Here is a 17,163-nt window from a genome sequence, read left to right as displayed (position 1 = left end):
GCAAAATTCTATCTCCATCAACCCAAATTGACCATCGCCGAAATCGCAGAGATCATTGGCTATCAAAATGCCGCCCACTTTACGAGACAATTCAAAAAATGGGCAAATATATCGCCGAATAAATACCGTAAGCTCCAGTTAGAAGCAGCAAAATAAGTAATCGACAAATAATGATTCGAGAAAAGCGACCCCTACTTCTTCCTCTGAGGATGCGAAAAAAAGCTTTTTTTTCGCATAATAAATGAAAAATGGTAAATTTCCCCTTTTTTTTGATATTTCAAGTCCTGTCTGCATTCTTTATGATTAATACCAAGAAATCGTTTGCAGGAATAAAAACAGTTAGTTGCAAAAGAGCAAGATGAGTGGGTATTCTCAGCACACTTGCTTTGCACTACATTAAGGGGAATATGTATGATTTCAGAAAATTCAATGTCAATCAAAAGTCGGTTGCCGTTAAAAATCGGAATTTTGAGTCTTTCATTGGTCGTACAAGCTGCTGGTGCAGTAGCAGCAGCCGTACCTTTTATTATGAACGATTTTTCTGACCGAACCACCGCACAAGTCCAATCTATTTTGACACTGCCCTCAATGGCAATCTTGATTTTCATTCTGCTAAGTTCATGGTTTATCAAAGTACTTGGCAAAAAGCGAACGGTCTGTTTAGGCTTGATGATCGCTTTAGTCGGTGGCATCTTACCGGCATTTACAATGAACTTTGGCTTGATTTTATTTGCCCGTATTTTGTTTGGCGCAGGTCTGGGACTCTTTAACTCAATGACCGTCTCCTTGATCGGCGACAACTTTACAGGTGCCGAGCAAAAAAATTTATTAGGTATTCAATCAGCCGTGATGACTTTAGGGAATAGCCTAGCGACGTTCGCTGCGGGCCTACTGTTAACGATCTCGTGGCAAGCTTCATTCTTAGTGTACTTGGTCATCTTACCGATTCTCTTTCTTTTTCTTTTCGGTTATCGTAACGTCAATGAAAATCCAGTTGAAACAACGCAGCCATCAACCACCGCTACAAAAAGAAGAAAGCTGCCATTAAGCGTAACTTTAGGTATTTTGACTCTCTTTTTATTCTTCATTAGTTTGATGGTCGTCATTACTTCTTCTGCATTACTGATTCAAGAATTGGCGCTGACGAATCAAGGATTTCTTTCCACCGCATTAGCGATCGCCGGTATTTTTAGCAGCTTGGTCGCATTAGCATTTGGTCAAATCACCAAATTATTAAAGCGCTTTACGCCAGTTGTCGTCATCAGTTTCGCAATGGTTGGTTTTTTCACGATAACCTTTGCACCTACGATGACCGTCTTTTTCATTGGTCTATTAGTGGTTTATCTTGCCAATCTTGTCGTTCCTTATGTATACAGTGTCATTCTTAGCGATGTAGATCCAGAAGCCAATAACTTAGTTGTTTCTTTGGCAATGGTCGCTTGTAATCTTGGTGCTTTTTCTTCCCCCTATGTCATAAACTTTATCAGTCAACTACTTGGCATGACAACGGCAGTCATGCAAGTCAGAATCGCTGCCGGAATCATGGCTATCATTGCTCTGATTTTTCTATTTCTCGCTTTCAACAAAACGACCACACCTATTAGTAAGGAGGAACTATAAGATGGAACAAAAACTTAGAGGCGTCAACCTAGGCGGTTGGCTTGTATTAGAAAAATGGATGGCACCTAGTCTCTTTCAAGGAACACCTGCCGATGACGAGTATTATTTAGCCTATGATCTACCAGAAGCTGAATACCAAGCACGGTTGTTGATTCATCGTGAAACATTCATCACTGAAGCTGATTTCTTGCGCATTTCATCAGCTGGCTTCAATACCGTTCGAATACCTGTCCCTTATTTTATTTTTGGTGATCGTGCCCCCTTCATTGGCTGTATCGACTATTTGGATAAAGCCTTCGCTTGGGCGAAGGCTTATGACCTAAAAATCTTGATCGATCTGCATACCGCACCCTTCAGCCAAAATGGTTTTGACAATGGTGGTCTCTCGGGTGTAGTCAGATGGGCACAAATGCCCGAAGAAGTGGCGTTCGAATTAACGGTCTTGGAACGTTTGGCGCAAAGATATGCAGATCACGAGGCATTGTGGGGCATTGAAGTATTAAATGAACCGATCACAGATGGTGAAGTATGGCACAGCATGAATCCCATGGAACGTTTTCCACCTCGTGATTTTGCGTTAGCAAAAGGTAGCGCACCAATCTCTTTAGACTTTTTGAAAACTTTTTATCAAGATGCCTATCGAAGAATGCGCAACTATTTAAGCGATGACAAAGTGATCGTCTTTCATGACGGCTTCCAATTGCATGCTTGGAAAGAGTTTTTCGCCCAAAACGATTTTCACAATGTCATGCTAGATACGCACCAATACGTTATGATGGCAGAAATGGCCGGCACAGAGCAATCCTTGGAAGCCTACGTGTCTTTCATTGATGGCTTAGCCAAAGAGATCGCCACGGTTGCACAATATGTCGAGGTTTTTGTTGGAGAGTGGTCCTTGTTCAACTCCTATGCTGTTGGTACAGATACCAAAGGCGGCATCAATCCAACACAAGAAGAATTCAGCAGTAACCGTAGTTTGACAAAAAGTGAATTAGAAGAAGTTTATCAAACTTTGTGGCGTGCTTCAATCACAGCTTGGAACCAAGGAGCCGGACATATGTACTGGACCTATAAGTTATCCATCGATACGATCAATGAGCCTGCTTGGTATGGCTGGGATTCCTGGGATGCTAGTCGCGCTATGGCAAAAAACTGGATCGATCCACGTTTCTAAAACACAACAAAAAGCGAGATTGGAACGAAGCAAACGATACCTGTTTGCGTTACGTTTCAATCTCGCTTTTTTGTTGCTTTTAAGCAATATCCACTAAGCGGATCTTTGTGACATTTTTGTAGACAGACAATTCTTCGATCACTTCAGAAAAGCCTAGCCCTCGCGGGAGATCAATCGTATAAATGTTGGTATAAATGCGATAGTCTTCCATGAATTTGACATCAAAATTGACATCTTCGATCACGATATTTTTCTCTTGGAAGTACTCCGTCAAAAACTCTTTGGTCTCGGTGCGATGGATGTACTGGATCTCCAATTTCTTTGCTGTTGGTACGCGGACGATCCGCTTAACGATCGTCAATGCAAAGAAGATCCCGATAAAACTGCTTAATGCGATGGTGTAAAAGCCCATCCCGATGGCAATTCCTAAACCTGCGATCGCCCATAAGGAAGCAGCCGTCGTCAACCCCGTCACCGAGCGCTTCGTCACAATGATCGTTCCGGCGCCTAGAAAACCGACCCCGCTGACGACTTGTGCGATCAATCGTGCTTCGTCTGAGCGAATCACGCCTGCTAAATCTGGATGATTTAGTGCATCTCGCATGGCACCTGTGGCGATCTCCACTTGGATCAAAGCAATGACACAAGCTCCCATGCAAACCAAGATATGGGTTCTAAGACCAGCTGGTCGGCTTTTGTACTGCCGCTCGTACCCAATCGCTCCTCCCATGATCATTGCCAGCAGCAATCTCAGCGCTACTTCAGGAATGGATAAATGCATATCAACCATTTGCATCCCTCTTTTCTTCGTATTCTCTCTTTTAACTATAGCATCTCTGATGAAAAAAAGAAAAAAACAGCGCCGAATCAGCCAAATAAAAAAAGCCCCCTCAGAAAATAAGCAAGTAAGCTACAAACCATTGCTCGCAGCTGCGCTGGCGCTACTGCACAAGCGCAGGGGGAAGCTGCGAGGATGGCTCATTTTTCCTTCTGACTTATTTCTGAAAAGGGCTGATTTTGTTTTACAGGTTGCTGGCAGCAGCCTCATCGATGATCACAATCACGTCATCATGCTTTTGTAAAACAGAAGCTGGTAATTCGTTGGTTACGGGTCCTTCAATCATTTTTTGGATCGCATCCGCTTTGACTTCGCCAAATGCCATCAAAATGATTTTTTTGCTTTGCATGATCGAACCGATCCCCATTGAAATTGCCGTCGTTGGGACGTCTTCGACTTTATCAAAGTAGCGTTTGTTGGCATTGATGGTCGATTCAGTCAAATCAACGACTGAGGTCGTTCCTTCAAAGGATGCACCAGGTTCGTTGAAGCCGATATGTCCGTTTTGACCGATACCCAAGATTTGGATATCAACTGGGTGATCCGCAATCACGCTATCGTAGCGTTGGCATTCTGCTTCTAAGTCTTCCGCTTTGCCGTTTGGTACGAAGGTTTCTTTGAATGGTTTTTTATTGAATAAATGAGCATTCATGAAGTAGCGATAGCTTTGTTCGTCTTCGCCGCCTAGTCCTACGTATTCATCTAAATTGACTGAAGTCATTTCTGAAAAATCGACATCACTGGCAGTCATTTCTGCATAAAGGGTTTCTGGCGTGCTTCCTGTTGCTAAGCCTAGGACCTTGGCGCCATTTGCCATACCTTCTTGAATCAATTCAAAAGCTTTCTTTCCGCCTTGAGCAGCATCTTTAACGCGAATAATTTCCATGATCAGCGCTCCGTTTCTATTTGGTATAGTCCAATAATACCACAGGTTGTGTTTGATTACAATAATTAGTCTAGACCAGATGACGATTTTTTCTCGCCAATCAAAAAAAGACGAGCTCTAAAATGCGCTCGTCTCTACTCGTATTCTACTTGCTTACCAATTTGTATAAACATCAATACCGCTATGACCGACACCTGTGTCATAGACTTTATAGGCACCTAAAGATGATTGACCAGTCGATCCTTTCGGTTGATTATCGCTGGCAACAACGATGTACCCATCGGCATCACGGATGGTTCCGTCTGATGCTACATGGCGACCTGGGATATTCAATCCGCCTCCTGGCAAGACTTTTTGTGAGTAGTACGATTCTCTCACACCATTGAAGTAGTTGATCCCATCCACTGGATTCAAGACACCAGAACCAGCACCAGGAACGCTTGAACGAGTTTGACTCACGTTAGCAGTCGCTGTAGACTCACTTTTTTCTGTGCTTTCTTTCGTACTTGTTTCTTTGTTTTCTACTGATTGGCCATCGTTAGAAACCAACAATGTTTCGCCATCAAAAATCATATTTGGATTTTCGATCGAATTATTTAAAGCTAAAAGGTCATCGACCGTTGTTTGATAAGTAGCAGCGATCCCAGATAGAGTGTCCCCTGGTTTGACAACATGGGTTTGTTCTGCTGCTGAAACAACTGTTCCGCCAACGAATAAACCAAATCCTGCAACAACTGTAAATGCAAATTTTTTCAAATGAAAAAACCTCTCTTTTGATTATTTGTCCCGCTATCGGGCACAAGTAAGAGAATAACATTACAATATTGCAGGAAGGTTTCAGAAATATTTTTCATTATCACAATTGTTAAACAGAAAGTTACAGGATTTTTATTCAAAAATGCTAAACTTACAATATTGTTATCCCTTTCGATGAGTGCTTTTAGTGGCCACATGCTATAGTGATGCTAGTAATGGAAAGGAATGACACCCATGAAAAAACTACTATTAACGCTTGGCGTTTTGATTATTGTCGTAGCCGGCTATTTTGGCTACACGTACTACGCAACAACGTATCGCGGCATCACGGCTTATGCTATCACGCCCAACAAAGTCCCTGAAAAGACACAGACCTACAGCGATTCTGGTGAAAAAATCGATGGCTCTTTCACCTACAAATACACCTTTGAATTCGTAAAGAAAAATGGTGAAAAAGAACTCATGACCTATGACCTGACGGGCGAAAATGTAAAACCATTGGCTCCAAATACTTTAGTCAAAGCAGAAATCAGTAAGACCCGCATCATTTCTGGTCCCAACGAAGTCCCTCAATCAGAAGTCCCCGCAAAAATACTGTCTGAGCTGGAAACCTTTGACGAATGAGAACTTCTTACAAGAAACTTTCTACTTTTTAAGGTTCATTTTACTTTGACCGACTATGCTAGCTTTATACCAAAACTATTTTTCTTCCTCTTACCAGTCCTCGCCGACTGGTATTTTTTGATTTTTCCCAATGGTCAGGAGTTACGCTTCTTATAGACAGAACCGCTCTAGCTTCGCAATGGTTTTTTTCTCAAATTTTGATCAAGTAGCTATTGACGATCGGAAATAAATAAAACCAGAGTCAGTAGGATAAACGCTAGTTTCATCATAAAAAAACCGCTAGATTGTTTATCTCTAGCGGCTTTTTTTGCGATTTTAATAGAGTTCCAAGTATTGTTCTCTTTCCCACTCAGAGACTGTTTGGCGGAAGGCTGCCCATTCTAATCGTTTTGCTTCGACAAAGTTGGCATAGATGTGTTTGCCTAAGGCATCGATCATCACTTGGTCTTTACGCAATGCTTTGATGGCATTGTGGATCGTTGATGGCAGATCTTCGATTTGTGCTTCTGCACGTTCTGTTTCGTTCATGATATAGATGTTGCGGTCGACAGCTGGTGGTGGTGTCAACTCACGTCTAACGCCATCAAGTCCTGCTTGTAATAAAACAGCCATTGCTAAGTATGGGTTAGCGGATGGGTCAACTGAACGCAATTCCAAACGCGTTGACAAGCCTCTTGATTCTGGTACCCGAATCAATGGTGAACGGTTGCGTCCTGACCATGCCACGTATACAGGCGCTTCGTAACCTGGCACTAAGCGTTTGTAAGAGTTGACGGTTGGGTTGCAGACAGCCGTGTAAGCACGGGCGTGTTCGATCAAACCGCCTAAGAAGTGATACGCTGTTTGGCTTAATTGCATTGGTCCTTCTTCATCAAAGAAGACATTTTCATCGCCTTTGAACAAGGACATGTTGCAGTGCATGCCTGAACCGTTGATGCCGAATAATGGTTTTGGCATGAAGGTTGCATGCAAGCCGTGTTTACGAGCAATGGTTTTCACGACAAGCTTGAAGGTTTGGATGTTGTCACATGCTTCCACTGCATCCGCATATTTAAAGTCGATCTCGTGTTGCCCTGGTGCCACCTCATGGTGAGAGGCTTCAACTTCAAAGCCAAGGCTTTCTAATTCTAATACGATATCGCGACGGCAGTTTTCCCCAAGATCGGTTGGGGCAAAATCGAAGTAGCCGCCTTTGTCGTTTAATTCCGTTGTGATTTCGCCTGCTTCATCTAATTTGAATAGGAAAAATTCGGGTTCTGGTCCAAGATTGAAAGAAGTAAAACCAAGGGATTGCATGTCAGCTAATGCTCGTTTTAAGTTGCCGCGAGGGTCGCCTGCAAATGGGGTGCCATCTGGATTGTAGATATCACAGATCAAACGAGCCACTTTGCCATGTTCACTTTCCCAAGGGAAGATCATCCAGGTGGACAAATCAGGATACAGATACATGTCACTTTCTTCAATACGGACAAATCCTTCAATAGAAGAACCGTCAAACATCATTTTGTTTTCCAGTACTTTATCTAATTGACTTACAGGTACTTCAACGTTCTTGTTCGTTCCTAAAATATCAGTAAACATCAAGCGTAAAAAGCGCACGTTCTCATCCTTTACGATTTGTTTGATGTCTTCGGCAGTTCTTTCAAATTTTGGCATAGTATCCCTTCCTTTTTCCCAATTCTTATTTTATATCACAGCAACGATCTACTAATGCTCTACATTCGTGGACCTTTTTGCTGGTATGGCTGTTGTTGATTCAATCCACCTTGAGCCAAGAGTTCATCATAAAAAATTCGACGTACATCTTCATCGGTCAGCGGCGGTTTGTTCTTCGCTTCTTTTTCTTTGGCAACTTTCATTTCATAAACTCGTTTAATCCCAGCCATGTTCAGTCCATCGGAAAGATAGTCTTTGATCTCTAGCAAGGTATCAATATCATTCAGCGAATACATGCGTCGATTGCCATCGCTGCGTTCCGGGTGGATCAATTCTTGTTCTTCGTAATAACGAATTTGACGGGCGGTGAGATCGGTCAATTTCATGACTGTTCCGATAGGAAAGACTGACATTGAGCGCCGCAATTCTTTTTCCCGCATAACTTGGCTCCCCTCCGTTTCAATGATGCTGCGTAACTTTATGGAAACTATACCAATTCTTTTTTTGCGTGTCAACCCCTCATGTTAGAAAAAGTGACATGAATGCAAATTTTTTTGATTTTTTCATTGGGCCCTTGATTTGATCGCATGTTCAAGCAGTCCTTTTTCTGGAAGAAATGGTGCCTTAGACAAAAATGTTCGGGTTTTGCACTCTAAGGAAGCCAAACCACTTATACTTCCATAATTTTGTCACCACAAAAAAAAACGGTGCATCAGCTGCACCGTTTCTGTTTATTCCTGTTCTTGCGCCATTCTGCGTAGTGGATAGGTATCCTCCAACGCAAATCCTTTGATATGATAGGTCTGTGTTGCTTCATCGAAAGCATTACTCAACACTAGTGACTCCCGTTTTAAACGATTCAGCGCATTGCCTTCATCGGCTTGCAGCACTAGATGATAAGGCTGCATGATCTGCATCAATTCCATTTTGATTGCCTGAGTCAAGCGTTCTTTGCCTTTGGTACTCTTTGCCGAGATCAAGACGTTGGGAAAGAGCGTTGGGACAAACTGATCGGCGTCGATGCGATCCGCCTTATTGTAGACCGTCAACATCGGTAATTGGGTCAAAGAAAGTTCCTCCATTAATTTTAAGACCGTCTCCTCTTGCTGGACCCGTTCTTCGGAACTGGCATCGACGACATGCAGCAAGAAGTCCATGTTTTGACTTTCCTCCAGTGTGGAATGAAACGCATCGATCAATTGGGTCGGCAATTCTTGGATAAAACCAACCGTATCGGTAATGGTGACTTCGAATCCTTCTGGCATCCGCCAGCGTTTCGTCAAAGGATCGAGTGTCGCAAACAACTGGTCTTGCTCATACGTATCCGCACTGGTCAAAATATTTAAAATAGTTGATTTTCCAGCATTGGTATAACCAATCAAGCCCATTTGAAAGACTTGGCTGTCTTTGCGCTTTTGGCGTGTCCGGTCTCGATGGGCTGCCACTTCCTTCAATTCCCGTTTGATGATGGTAATGCGGTTGCGGATGTGTCGACGATCGGTCTCCAGCTTGGTTTCCCCTGGCCCTCTCGTTCCGATTCCGCCCCCTAGCCGAGACATGTTCTTTCCTTGCCCTATCAAGCGTGGAAGCAAATAATCCAGCTGCGCCAATTCTACTTGCAGCTTTCCTTCTTTGGAACGGGCACGCATCGCAAAAATATCAAGGATCAACTGGACGCGATCAATCACCGGCACTTCTAGCGCATCACCGATCAACTGGCTTTGCCTTGGTGTCAATTCATGATTGAAGATCACTAAATCTGCTTCATGTGCTTCTGCCAACTGCTGCAATTCCGCAACTTTCCCCTTGCCGATCACGGTTTGTCGATCGACTTGCTGCCGTTTTTGCACCAGTGAAAAAACAACTTCGCCATTGGCGGTTTTTGTTAAGCTTTTCAATTCTTTCATTGACGAATCAAAATGAAGATAGTTTTTCTCCGTTTCTACTCCGACAAGAATCACACGTTCTTGGCTCATCTTTTCTCCTCCAACCATTGGTCGATTTCTGTTTCAAGGGTACGTTGTTCTTCAGGTTGCCTCACTAAATCAATCCATCGGGGCTGTGCTCGGTTATTGAACCACGTCAGCTGCCGCTTGGCGTAGCGGCGTGAGTTTTGCTTGATTTGCTCAATGGTCTCCTCCAATGTGGCCTGCCCTTGAAAATAGGGCAAAAATTCCTTGTAGCCGATCCCTTTGGCGGCTTGCGTTTCTGGATACTGCAAAACAGCTTTTGCTTCTTCGATCAAGCCTTGATCCATCATTAAGTCCACTCGCTGATTGATTCGCTGGTATAACAATTCTCGCTCAGTGGTTAAACCGATCATGAAGAAATCGTACAAAACTTGCGGTGTCTCTTTTGGTGCAGCGATACTTTCGCCAGTCATTTCAAAAACCTCCAACGCACGAATCACTTTCCGCTCATTGTTGTAGTGGATCTTCGCTGCTGCCAAGGGATCGACCGCCTGCAGCTTTTGCCATAGAGCTTCTTTGCCGATGGCTGCTGCTTCTTGTTCATAGCGCTGACGAATCGTTGGGTCGCCTTCTTCTGCCCCTAAACGAAAGTCGTACAAAAGCGCTTGGATGTATAACCCTGTTCCCCCTACAACGATCGGTAGCTTTCCTTGCTGCTGGATCGTCTCGATGACTTCACGCCCCATTTGCTGGAAATCAGCGGCAGAGTATGCTTCCGTCATTGCACGAATATCGATCAAATGATGAGGAACCCCTGCCATTTCTTCCTTCGTCACTTTGGCAGTACCGATATCTAACTGACGGTAAATTTGCATGGAATCGCCGCTGATGATCTCCCCTTGGTATTTTTGGGCTAACTGGATACTCAAGGCGGTTTTGCCAACTGCGGTCGGTCCCACGATTACTAAGACTTTTTTCATCCTTTTGTTTCCTCGCGAACCTGTTGCACAATTGCCCGAGCTTTTTCTGGAAAATCGGTGATGATCCCCGTCAACCCCAGAGCCAAGCAGGTGCGAATCGCCGCTTCTTCGTTGACAGTCCACGGACGGATCGCGATCGGAAAATCAGTTAAGACCGTTGCTGTCTCTTGGACCCAGCGATAGGCAGGATGAATTCCTTCGATATACGGTCGGCTGAGCGCCAACGGTGGTTTGTCTTCCCCGCGTCCCATAATAAAATCAAGGGTCGCATCCGGTTCGATCGCATGCATCCGATCCAAGGTCTCGATATTGAAGGAACAATACCAATGAGTAAAGGGCCATTCTTGGCTATTCAATAAGTCGGATACTTTGGCTTCGATTCCTTCATACTCATAATGATCGGTTTTTAATTCGATCGTCAAAATGCCACGATAATTCTTCGCTGCAAGTAAATCCAACACTTCTTTTAGCGTGGGAACTTTGGCGGCTTGGAATTCCTCAGAAAACCAGCTGCCAGCATTGAGTTCTTTTAGTTCAGCAACCGTCAGGTCACAGATCCGACCTTTGCCGTTGGTCGTTCGATCAACCGTTTCATCATGCATGACGATTAAGCCGCCATCTTTTGATAGATGTACATCTAACTCAATGATATCAGCTTTGACCCGCACCGCTTCCGCAAATGCTGGTAGCGTGTTTTCAGGTCGGTTGCCGCTACTCCCGCGGTGGGCAACGATTTGTACCATCATTCTTTCACTCCATTCTCACTCTTTATTTTACCATGGAATCTACTAGAACCAAAAAGCCTCTGTTTGTTTCGATCCTCTTAATGAATAATAACGCTTTGTTTCGGTCAAAGAAAAACACTCTTACTATGATCGCAGTAAGAGTGTGTGTGATCAGTTAAAAAAGTGCAATCGTCGATACTCTGGTTTGGTTACCTTAACCAAGGAAAACGGCTGACCAGTAGAATCAAATCGTTTTTGAAAAATAGGTCAACGGTTCGCTCGTCATGTTTTTCATTTGGTTTTTACGCTCATTGACCATTTCGACTAATTGATCAAGGAAATTTTCCATAATGATCCGACCGCCTTTATAGGTATACCCACCGATTTTAACAGTTTCCTCTGGGGATAAAATCACCCGACGTGTTCCGATTTTTTTGAAAAATTCTTCTAAGAAAAAATTCGGTAGATAAAAACTGTTTTGCGCCGCAAAAGATTGTAGATAGGCAAAATCATCGATGGTGATATAACAGTCGTCAAAGGCATCAAAGCTGACATACTCATCCATCAGCATGACCCGTTTTTGTAGAATCTCACTGATTTTTTGATTCAATAAAACCAACGTTTCGATTTCTTTGACTTTATGCTCCAACAAACGGCGTTGTTTTTCTTTTTGCTCCTCATACCGAATGCGTAAATTAAAAATGATGGTTACTAACAATGCGCCCACTAAGACGCCGATCAAACCTGCTATTGCTACTGCCATTCTTCGATCCTTCCTCATTCCTTTTTTCATATTGTATCATATTTGAAAGTTTCGCAAAAAAGATAACGAACTTTTTATTTGACCTTTCTTGACCTAATCGGTATACTATCTCTTAGATATTGAGAAAACTTTATGCTAAACTATATCTATAACGATTTTTAGGAGGACTATCACTATGAATTTAATTCCTACTGTCATTGAACAATCATCTCGCGGTGAAAGAGCGTATGACATCTATTCTCGTCTATTAAAAGACCGGATCATTATGTTGAGTGGTCAAGTAACCGATGACTTAGCAAACTCGATCATTGCTCAGCTTTTATTCTTGGATGCGCAAGATTCTGAAAAAGACATCTACTTGTACATCAACTCGCCTGGCGGAAGCGTTACTGCTGGTCTAGCGATCTTTGATACCATGAACTTTATCAAAGCCGATGTCCAAACCATCGTTATGGGGATGGCTGCTTCTATGGGTTCATTCTTATTGACCGCTGGTGAAAAAGGCAAACGCTTTGCATTACCAAATGCAGAGATCATGATCCACCAACCATTAGGTGGCGCACAAGGACAAGCAACTGAGATCGAAATTGCTGCCCGCCACATTTTGGCAACCCGCGAACGTCTGAACAAAATCTTGTCAGAACGTACCGGTCAACCAATCGAAGTGATTGAACGCGACACCGATCGTGACAACTTCATGACCGCACAAGAAGCCAAAGATTACGGCTTGATCGACGAGATCATGGAATCAAACAAATTGAAATAAGCTTGCATAAAAAAGGTGTACGAAGCAATTCGTACACCTTTTTGCGTCTTTTGGTTCGGCGTCAGACTTCACCATATTCGCCCTGTTGGTAAGCATACCCATTTTCCACGTAATGCGTGATGTTTGCCTGATTTTTGGCGATTTCTTCCTCTGTCAACGGGCGGATCACTCGTGCAGGACGACCAAACGCCAACACATTGGGCGGAATGACGGTTCCTTCCGTTACTAACGAACCAGCACCTAACAAACTATTTTCACCGATCACTGCATGATTCAAAACAATCGAGCTCATGCCGATCAGCGCCCCTTTTTTGATGGTACAGCCATGAAGCATACACTGATGCCCAACAGTCACATCGTCTTCCACGATCGTCGGGGCATCGTGATCAACGTGAATGATCGTTCCATCTTGAATATTGGTACGCGCGCCGATTTCGATGCGATTGGCATCGCCTCGAATCACTGCTTGAAACCAGACCGTACTCTCTTTTCCTAGAGTCACGTTTCCTACGATCGTCGCATTTTTTGCCACAAAACAAGGTGTTCCTTGCAACGAGGCTGGCGAAACTGTTTTGTGGGTTTCATTCCCTGATTGTTCTTTGTCCATCAACTTCTCCTTCCAATCCATAAACGGATCTGCGCTTTCTTTTTTCACTATAGCACCACCCTTGCGACAATGCAAAAAGAGCGCCAGTCAGACTGGGCGCTCTTTTGGGTTTACTCGGCTTCTTCTGAAAATTGACTTTGGTACAGTTGGCTATAAAAGCCGCCAGCTGCCAACAAGGTCTCGTGATTGCCTTTTTCAATGATCGACCCTTGATCCATCACTAAGATCAGATCTGCTTCACGAATCGTTGACAAACGATGGGCGATCACAAAGCTGGTACGACCTTCCATCACTTTATCCATTGCTTTTTGAATCAGCGCTTCTAAGCGGGTATCCACCGAACTGGTGGCTTCATCGAGAATCAAAATCTTCGGATCAGAGATGACTGCCCGAGCGATGGTCAACAATTGTTTTTGCCCCAAGGAGACATTGTCCCCTTCAGAATTGATGATCATTTCGTAGCCGTCTGGCATCGTGCGAATGAAGTGATCGACGTTGGCGGTTTTCGCTGCATCAACGACTTCATAATCGGTGGCATCTAATTTCCCAAAGCGAATGTTGTCGCCGATCGTGCCTTCGTACAACCATGCATCTTGTAAGACCATCCCAAACAGTGACCGAACATCATGACGTTCCATTTTCTTCGTGTCGATGCCGTCGATCTTGATGGCCCCTTCATTGACATCATAAAAACGCATCAACAAATTGATCAAGGTGGTTTTCCCAGCACCTGTTGGTCCCACGATCGCCACGGTTTGTCCAGCTTTGACTTCAAAGTTCAAGTCTTTGATCAACGGTTTTTTCGGATCATAGGCAAAGCCGACATGTTCAAAGGTCACGTCGCCTCTGATTTGTTCTGGCAATTGGATATCCGTTTGATTGACGGGTTCTTCTTCCTCATCTAGGATTTCAAAGACCCGTTTTGCTGCTGCTGAGGCACTTTGCAAGACGGATGACAGCTGGGTAATGTTCCCCATTGGCTGACTGACTTGCCAAATGTATTGTATGAACGCTTGCAGCTGACCAACAACGATTACGCCGCTGATCACATAAAAGCTCCCCATGACTGCCATTGCGATATAGGTAAAGTAAGCGGTCATTTGCACCAGCGGCATCATCAATCCTGACACAAAGGCAGAACGAAAGCCGTAATAGCGCAAATGGTGGTTAACGTTTTTAAACCCTTCAAGTGTTTGCTTTTCCCGTCCATACACTTTCAACACACTGAATCCAGTCATGTTTTCTTGTACGTAGCCGTTCAGATCCCCTAACGCATTTTGCATGCCTTGGAAGTCCTTTTGCGACTTTTTGACGATCGTGCGAGAAATCAATAAGGAGGCTGGGATCATGATCAATGAAACCAATGCCATGTAAGTATTGATATAAAACATCATAGAAACCGCCATAATGATTCCTAAGAAGGCATTGACAATCCCGATCAAGGCTTGCTGCATTGCACCGCTGACGGCATCCACGTCATTGGTCACCCGTGACAGGATATTCCCTTGTTGGTTGCGGTCGAAGTAAGAAACGGGCAAACGATTGATTTTTTCTTCAATGTCTTGCCGCAGATCTCGCATCGCGGATTGGACAACGTTGGTGATCAGCAGCCCTGACATCAATTGTGAGAAACAGTAACCGACACCGACGACTGCGATCCAGATCAAGCAAAGGATCACGTAATCAAAATTAACGCCTTCGCCTGCAGCGATGTTGCGGCTGATCTCTGTCGTCGGTAATCCAGAAACATACGGCATTGCCGCATTGAAGCCGACGGTTGCAACAGTAAACAGCAAGACTAGGATAAATTGTACTTTGTACGGTTTGATGTAAGCACCTAACCGTTTTAAAGAAGAGATTGCTTTCATTGTGCCAACTCCTCCTCTGATAATTGTGACGCCGCAATGTCGTAGTATACTGGACAAGTTTGCAGCAGTTCTTTGTGGGTGCCGATGCCAACCACATCGCCTTCGTTCAAGACGACGATCTTATCGGCATTCATGATCGTTCCTACTCGTTGAGCAACGATCAAAACGGTCGATTCTGTGGTTTCTTTTTTCAAGCGTGCCCGCAATTTTGCATCCGTTTGGTAATCCAATGCAGAAAAACTATCATCAAAAATATAGATCTCTGGTTGGCGGATCACCGCACGGGCAATCGCTAGGCGTTGTTTTTGTCCGCCAGAGAAGTTGGTTCCGCCTTCTGCCAAGTGAGCATCAAAGCCATCTGGTGTGCGAGAAATGAAATCTGCCGCTTGCGCAATCTCGGCTGCTCGTTCCAGCTCTGCTTGCGTGGCATCTTCTTTCCCATAGCGTAGGTTTTCTGCGATCGTCCCTGTAAATAGCAACGCTTTTTGAGGGATAAACCCGATCTTGTTGCGCAACGTCGTTAAGCTGTAATCCCGAACGTCAACACCATCCACCAAGACTTGGCCTTCACTGACGTCGTAAAAACGTGGGATCAATTGGATCAAGGTTGATTTTCCACTTCCAGTACTACCGATAAACGCCACGGTTTCCCCTGGTGAAGCGGTAAAGCTAACATTACGGATCACTGGACTTTGAGCATGTCCTGGATAAGCAAAGGTAACATTTTTGAATTCCAAGAAGCCTTTCGTCTTAGTTTCTGTCACTGGCTGTTCTGGCTCTTTGATTTCAGAAGTCGCATCTAACGCTTCTTGGATTCGACGAGCAGAAACCGCCGCTCGTGGATACATCGTAAAGACAGTCGCAAACAGCATGAAAGAAAACAGCGCATGGAAGATGTATTCGATAAATGCAATCAAGTCACCGACCTGCAGTTGCCCTTGATCGATTTGAATACTTCCCGTCCAAATAATCAAAATCATCACGATATTGAATAAGAAGAAAAAGCCTGGTTGTGCCGTTGCCATCAAGCGAAACAAGCTGCGAGAACTAGAAGCATAGGCTTGGTTGACTTTGCCAAAGCGTTTTTCTTCAAATTTTTCATTGACGAAGGCACGGATCACTCGTAAACCAGAGAGATTTTCTCGCAAGATGCCATTGATTTTATCTAGATTGGCTTGTTGTTTAGTGGATAATGGTTCCGAGATTTTGGCAATGGCGATGACGGCCATCAGCAATATCGGCAATGCCCCCAAAACATACAACCCTAGTTGTGTACTTGTCCGCATGACCATGTACAAGCTGACCACAAACATCATGGGTGTCATCAAACCTGTCCGTAAGATGCTTTGCATAAACAGCATGATTTGATACGCATCATTGGTCACACGGGTGATCAATGATGAAACCCCGATTTTTTCATATTCGGTATGTGAATAGCCTTGGACTTTTTCAAAAAGATCGTCACGAATATCTGCCACAATGTTAGTGGTGATACGTGACGTGAAATAGCCTAACAAAATGTTCATCGTGATCCCCACAATGGTGATCGCGATCATCGCCGCACCCATTTTCCATATGTAGTCGCGATCACCAGCGGCGATCCCTTTGTCGATCATTCTTGCCAATAACGTCGGCAAACCTAATTCAATCAAAATAAAACCAAAAACACAGATGAAATTAAAAACCAGCAGTTTCTTGTTTCTCATCGTGTAGTGCCACATTAATTTCAAAAAATCCCCTCCTTTTTTACTTCATTACTTCTACTATAGCATAGGAATATTCTTATTGTAATGCACTTTCAACGAAAAAAAGCAAACTTCAGCGATAGTCCTTTCATTTTCTTTCAGTAAGCCTTTTCAAAATGACGTGTTTCTATACTTATTCGTTTTTCTGTGATAAACTAGGGATACTTGTAGTGGAACGACTTACAAACCCGGTGAATTTTTTATGACGACATTTGGAAAGCAAAGACGAGGCTTTCTCTTTTTTC

General features: G+C 43.8%; 16 protein-coding genes and 1 pseudogene. 5 read left to right on the top strand and 12 right to left on the bottom strand.

Going from position 1 to position 17,163, the window contains the following annotated elements; genetic code table 11:
- Positions 1-15 precede the first annotated feature (15 nt).
- The 3 genes and pseudogenes from IGJ44_RS03145 to IGJ44_RS03135 all read left to right on the top strand — a co-directional run.
- Positions 16-156 (top strand): annotated as a pseudogene (locus IGJ44_RS03145) (helix-turn-helix domain-containing protein); the annotation flags it as partial.
- A 255-nt stretch (positions 157-411) separates the two neighbouring features.
- A complete protein-coding gene (locus tag IGJ44_RS03140) occupies positions 412-1,620 on the top strand; it encodes an MFS transporter (protein ID WP_074536358.1) in 1,209 nt (402 codons plus the stop codon).
- 1 nt (position 1,621) lies between these two features.
- Positions 1,622-2,794: a glycoside hydrolase family 5 protein gene (locus IGJ44_RS03135; RefSeq protein ID WP_074536357.1), complete on the top strand. Its 1,173-nt coding sequence runs from the start codon at positions 1,622-1,624 to the stop codon at positions 2,792-2,794.
- Between the two features lie 79 nt (positions 2,795-2,873).
- Here IGJ44_RS03135 and IGJ44_RS03130 read toward each other — a convergent pair whose 3' ends face one another.
- From IGJ44_RS03130 to IGJ44_RS03120, 3 genes are all read right to left on the bottom strand, one after another.
- On the bottom strand, positions 2,874-3,584 hold the full coding sequence (locus IGJ44_RS03130; protein ID WP_074536356.1) for an MgtC/SapB family protein: 711 nt from the start codon (positions 3,582-3,584) through the stop codon (positions 2,874-2,876).
- A 232-nt stretch (positions 3,585-3,816) separates the two neighbouring features.
- Positions 3,817-4,518 carry a glucosamine-6-phosphate deaminase gene (gene nagB, locus IGJ44_RS03125; RefSeq protein ID WP_121259929.1) on the bottom strand — a complete coding sequence of 234 codons (702 nt, stop codon included), beginning with the start codon at positions 4,516-4,518 and terminating at the stop codon, positions 3,817-3,819.
- Between the two features lie 153 nt (positions 4,519-4,671).
- Complete coding sequence (locus IGJ44_RS03120; protein ID WP_167827223.1) at positions 4,672-5,274, bottom strand: LysM peptidoglycan-binding domain-containing protein; 603 nt, start codon at positions 5,272-5,274, stop codon at positions 4,672-4,674.
- A 234-nt stretch (positions 5,275-5,508) separates the two neighbouring features.
- Between IGJ44_RS03120 and IGJ44_RS03115 the strand changes: the two genes are divergently transcribed.
- Positions 5,509-5,898 (top strand): YxeA family protein, encoded by a 390-nt coding sequence (locus tag IGJ44_RS03115; RefSeq protein ID WP_005225168.1) that lies wholly within the window; start codon positions 5,509-5,511, stop codon positions 5,896-5,898.
- Between the two features lie 315 nt (positions 5,899-6,213).
- Here IGJ44_RS03115 and glnA read toward each other — a convergent pair whose 3' ends face one another.
- The 6 genes from glnA to IGJ44_RS03085 form a co-directional block, all read right to left on the bottom strand.
- Positions 6,214-7,554, bottom strand: coding sequence for a type I glutamate--ammonia ligase (gene glnA / locus IGJ44_RS03110; protein WP_005225167.1), 1,341 nt, complete (start codon positions 7,552-7,554; stop codon positions 6,214-6,216).
- A gap of 59 nt (positions 7,555-7,613) precedes the next feature.
- The gene (locus IGJ44_RS03105; protein ID WP_005225166.1) at positions 7,614-7,994 is read right to left on the bottom strand and encodes a MerR family transcriptional regulator; all 381 of its coding nucleotides are present in this window, start codon (positions 7,992-7,994) and stop codon (positions 7,614-7,616) included.
- A 291-nt stretch (positions 7,995-8,285) separates the two neighbouring features.
- Positions 8,286-9,530 carry a GTPase HflX gene (gene hflX / locus IGJ44_RS03100; protein ID WP_005225165.1) on the bottom strand — a complete coding sequence of 415 codons (1,245 nt, stop codon included), beginning with the start codon at positions 9,528-9,530 and terminating at the stop codon, positions 8,286-8,288.
- Positions 9,527-10,444 carry a tRNA (adenosine(37)-N6)-dimethylallyltransferase MiaA gene (gene miaA / locus IGJ44_RS03095; RefSeq protein WP_167827224.1) on the bottom strand — a complete coding sequence of 306 codons (918 nt, stop codon included), beginning with the start codon at positions 10,442-10,444 and terminating at the stop codon, positions 9,527-9,529. Before miaA ends, hflX begins: the two co-directional genes overlap by 4 nt.
- Positions 10,441-11,190 (bottom strand): glycerophosphodiester phosphodiesterase, encoded by a 750-nt coding sequence (locus tag IGJ44_RS03090; RefSeq protein ID WP_086294595.1) that lies wholly within the window; start codon positions 11,188-11,190, stop codon positions 10,441-10,443. Before IGJ44_RS03090 ends, miaA begins: the two co-directional genes overlap by 4 nt.
- 223 nt (positions 11,191-11,413) lie before the next feature.
- Positions 11,414-11,932, bottom strand: a complete 519-nt coding sequence (locus IGJ44_RS03085) for a hypothetical protein (protein WP_008377057.1) — start codon at positions 11,930-11,932, stop codon at positions 11,414-11,416.
- Between the two features lie 175 nt (positions 11,933-12,107).
- Between IGJ44_RS03085 and clpP the strand changes: the two genes are divergently transcribed.
- A complete protein-coding gene (gene clpP / locus IGJ44_RS03080; protein ID WP_005225161.1) occupies positions 12,108-12,698 on the top strand; it encodes an ATP-dependent Clp endopeptidase proteolytic subunit ClpP in 591 nt (196 codons plus the stop codon).
- Between the two features lie 61 nt (positions 12,699-12,759).
- Here clpP and IGJ44_RS03075 read toward each other — a convergent pair whose 3' ends face one another.
- The 3 genes from IGJ44_RS03075 to IGJ44_RS03065 form a co-directional block, all read right to left on the bottom strand.
- Complete coding sequence (locus IGJ44_RS03075; protein WP_005231095.1) at positions 12,760-13,353, bottom strand: gamma carbonic anhydrase family protein; 594 nt, start codon at positions 13,351-13,353, stop codon at positions 12,760-12,762.
- Positions 13,354-13,415: 62 nt separating this feature from the next.
- A complete protein-coding gene (locus IGJ44_RS03070) occupies positions 13,416-15,173 on the bottom strand; it encodes an ABC transporter ATP-binding protein (RefSeq protein WP_430606096.1) in 1,758 nt (585 codons plus the stop codon).
- Positions 15,170-16,903 carry an ABC transporter ATP-binding protein gene (locus IGJ44_RS03065; RefSeq protein WP_010747462.1) on the bottom strand — a complete coding sequence of 578 codons (1,734 nt, stop codon included), beginning with the start codon at positions 16,901-16,903 and terminating at the stop codon, positions 15,170-15,172. The genes IGJ44_RS03070 and IGJ44_RS03065 overlap by 4 nt, the downstream gene beginning before the upstream one ends.
- Positions 16,904-17,163: the final 260 nt, after the last annotated feature.

The sequence above is a fragment of the Enterococcus sp. DIV1368d genome, from assembly GCF_050542975.1.
GTDB classification, from domain to species: Bacteria; Bacillota; Bacilli; order Lactobacillales; family Enterococcaceae; genus Enterococcus_D; species Enterococcus_D casseliflavus.
The sequence above is the reverse complement of the archived record's forward strand: the minus strand, read 5'-3'. Positions and strand labels throughout refer to the sequence as shown.

Excerpts from the sequence above, each read along its gene's own strand:
- IGJ44_RS03115 (WP_005225168.1), top strand. The coding sequence starts at position 5,509 with ATGAAAAAACTACTATTAACGCTTGGCGTTTTGATTATTGTCGTAGCC.
- hflX (WP_005225165.1), bottom strand. The coding sequence starts at position 9,530 with ATGAGCCAAGAACGTGTGATTCTTGTCGGAGTAGAAACGGAGAAAAAC.
- clpP (WP_005225161.1), top strand. The coding sequence starts at position 12,108 with ATGAATTTAATTCCTACTGTCATTGAACAATCATCTCGCGGTGAAAGA.
- IGJ44_RS03135 (WP_074536357.1), top strand. The coding sequence starts at position 1,622 with ATGGAACAAAAACTTAGAGGCGTCAACCTAGGCGGTTGGCTTGTATTA.
- IGJ44_RS03140 (WP_074536358.1), top strand. The coding sequence starts at position 412 with ATGATTTCAGAAAATTCAATGTCAATCAAAAGTCGGTTGCCGTTAAAA.
- nagB (WP_121259929.1), bottom strand. The coding sequence starts at position 4,518 with ATGGAAATTATTCGCGTTAAAGATGCTGCTCAAGGCGGAAAGAAAGCT.
- IGJ44_RS03070 (WP_430606096.1), bottom strand. The coding sequence starts at position 15,173 with ATGAAAGCAATCTCTTCTTTAAAACGGTTAGGTGCTTACATCAAACCG.
- IGJ44_RS03105 (WP_005225166.1), bottom strand. The coding sequence starts at position 7,994 with ATGCGGGAAAAAGAATTGCGGCGCTCAATGTCAGTCTTTCCTATCGGA.
- IGJ44_RS03090 (WP_086294595.1), bottom strand. The coding sequence starts at position 11,190 with ATGATGGTACAAATCGTTGCCCACCGCGGGAGTAGCGGCAACCGACCT.
- miaA (WP_167827224.1), bottom strand. The coding sequence starts at position 10,444 with ATGAAAAAAGTCTTAGTAATCGTGGGACCGACCGCAGTTGGCAAAACC.
- IGJ44_RS03085 (WP_008377057.1), bottom strand. The coding sequence starts at position 11,932 with ATGGCAGTAGCAATAGCAGGTTTGATCGGCGTCTTAGTGGGCGCATTG.
- IGJ44_RS03130 (WP_074536356.1), bottom strand. The coding sequence starts at position 3,584 with ATGGTTGATATGCATTTATCCATTCCTGAAGTAGCGCTGAGATTGCTG.
- glnA (WP_005225167.1), bottom strand. The coding sequence starts at position 7,554 with ATGCCAAAATTTGAAAGAACTGCCGAAGACATCAAACAAATCGTAAAG.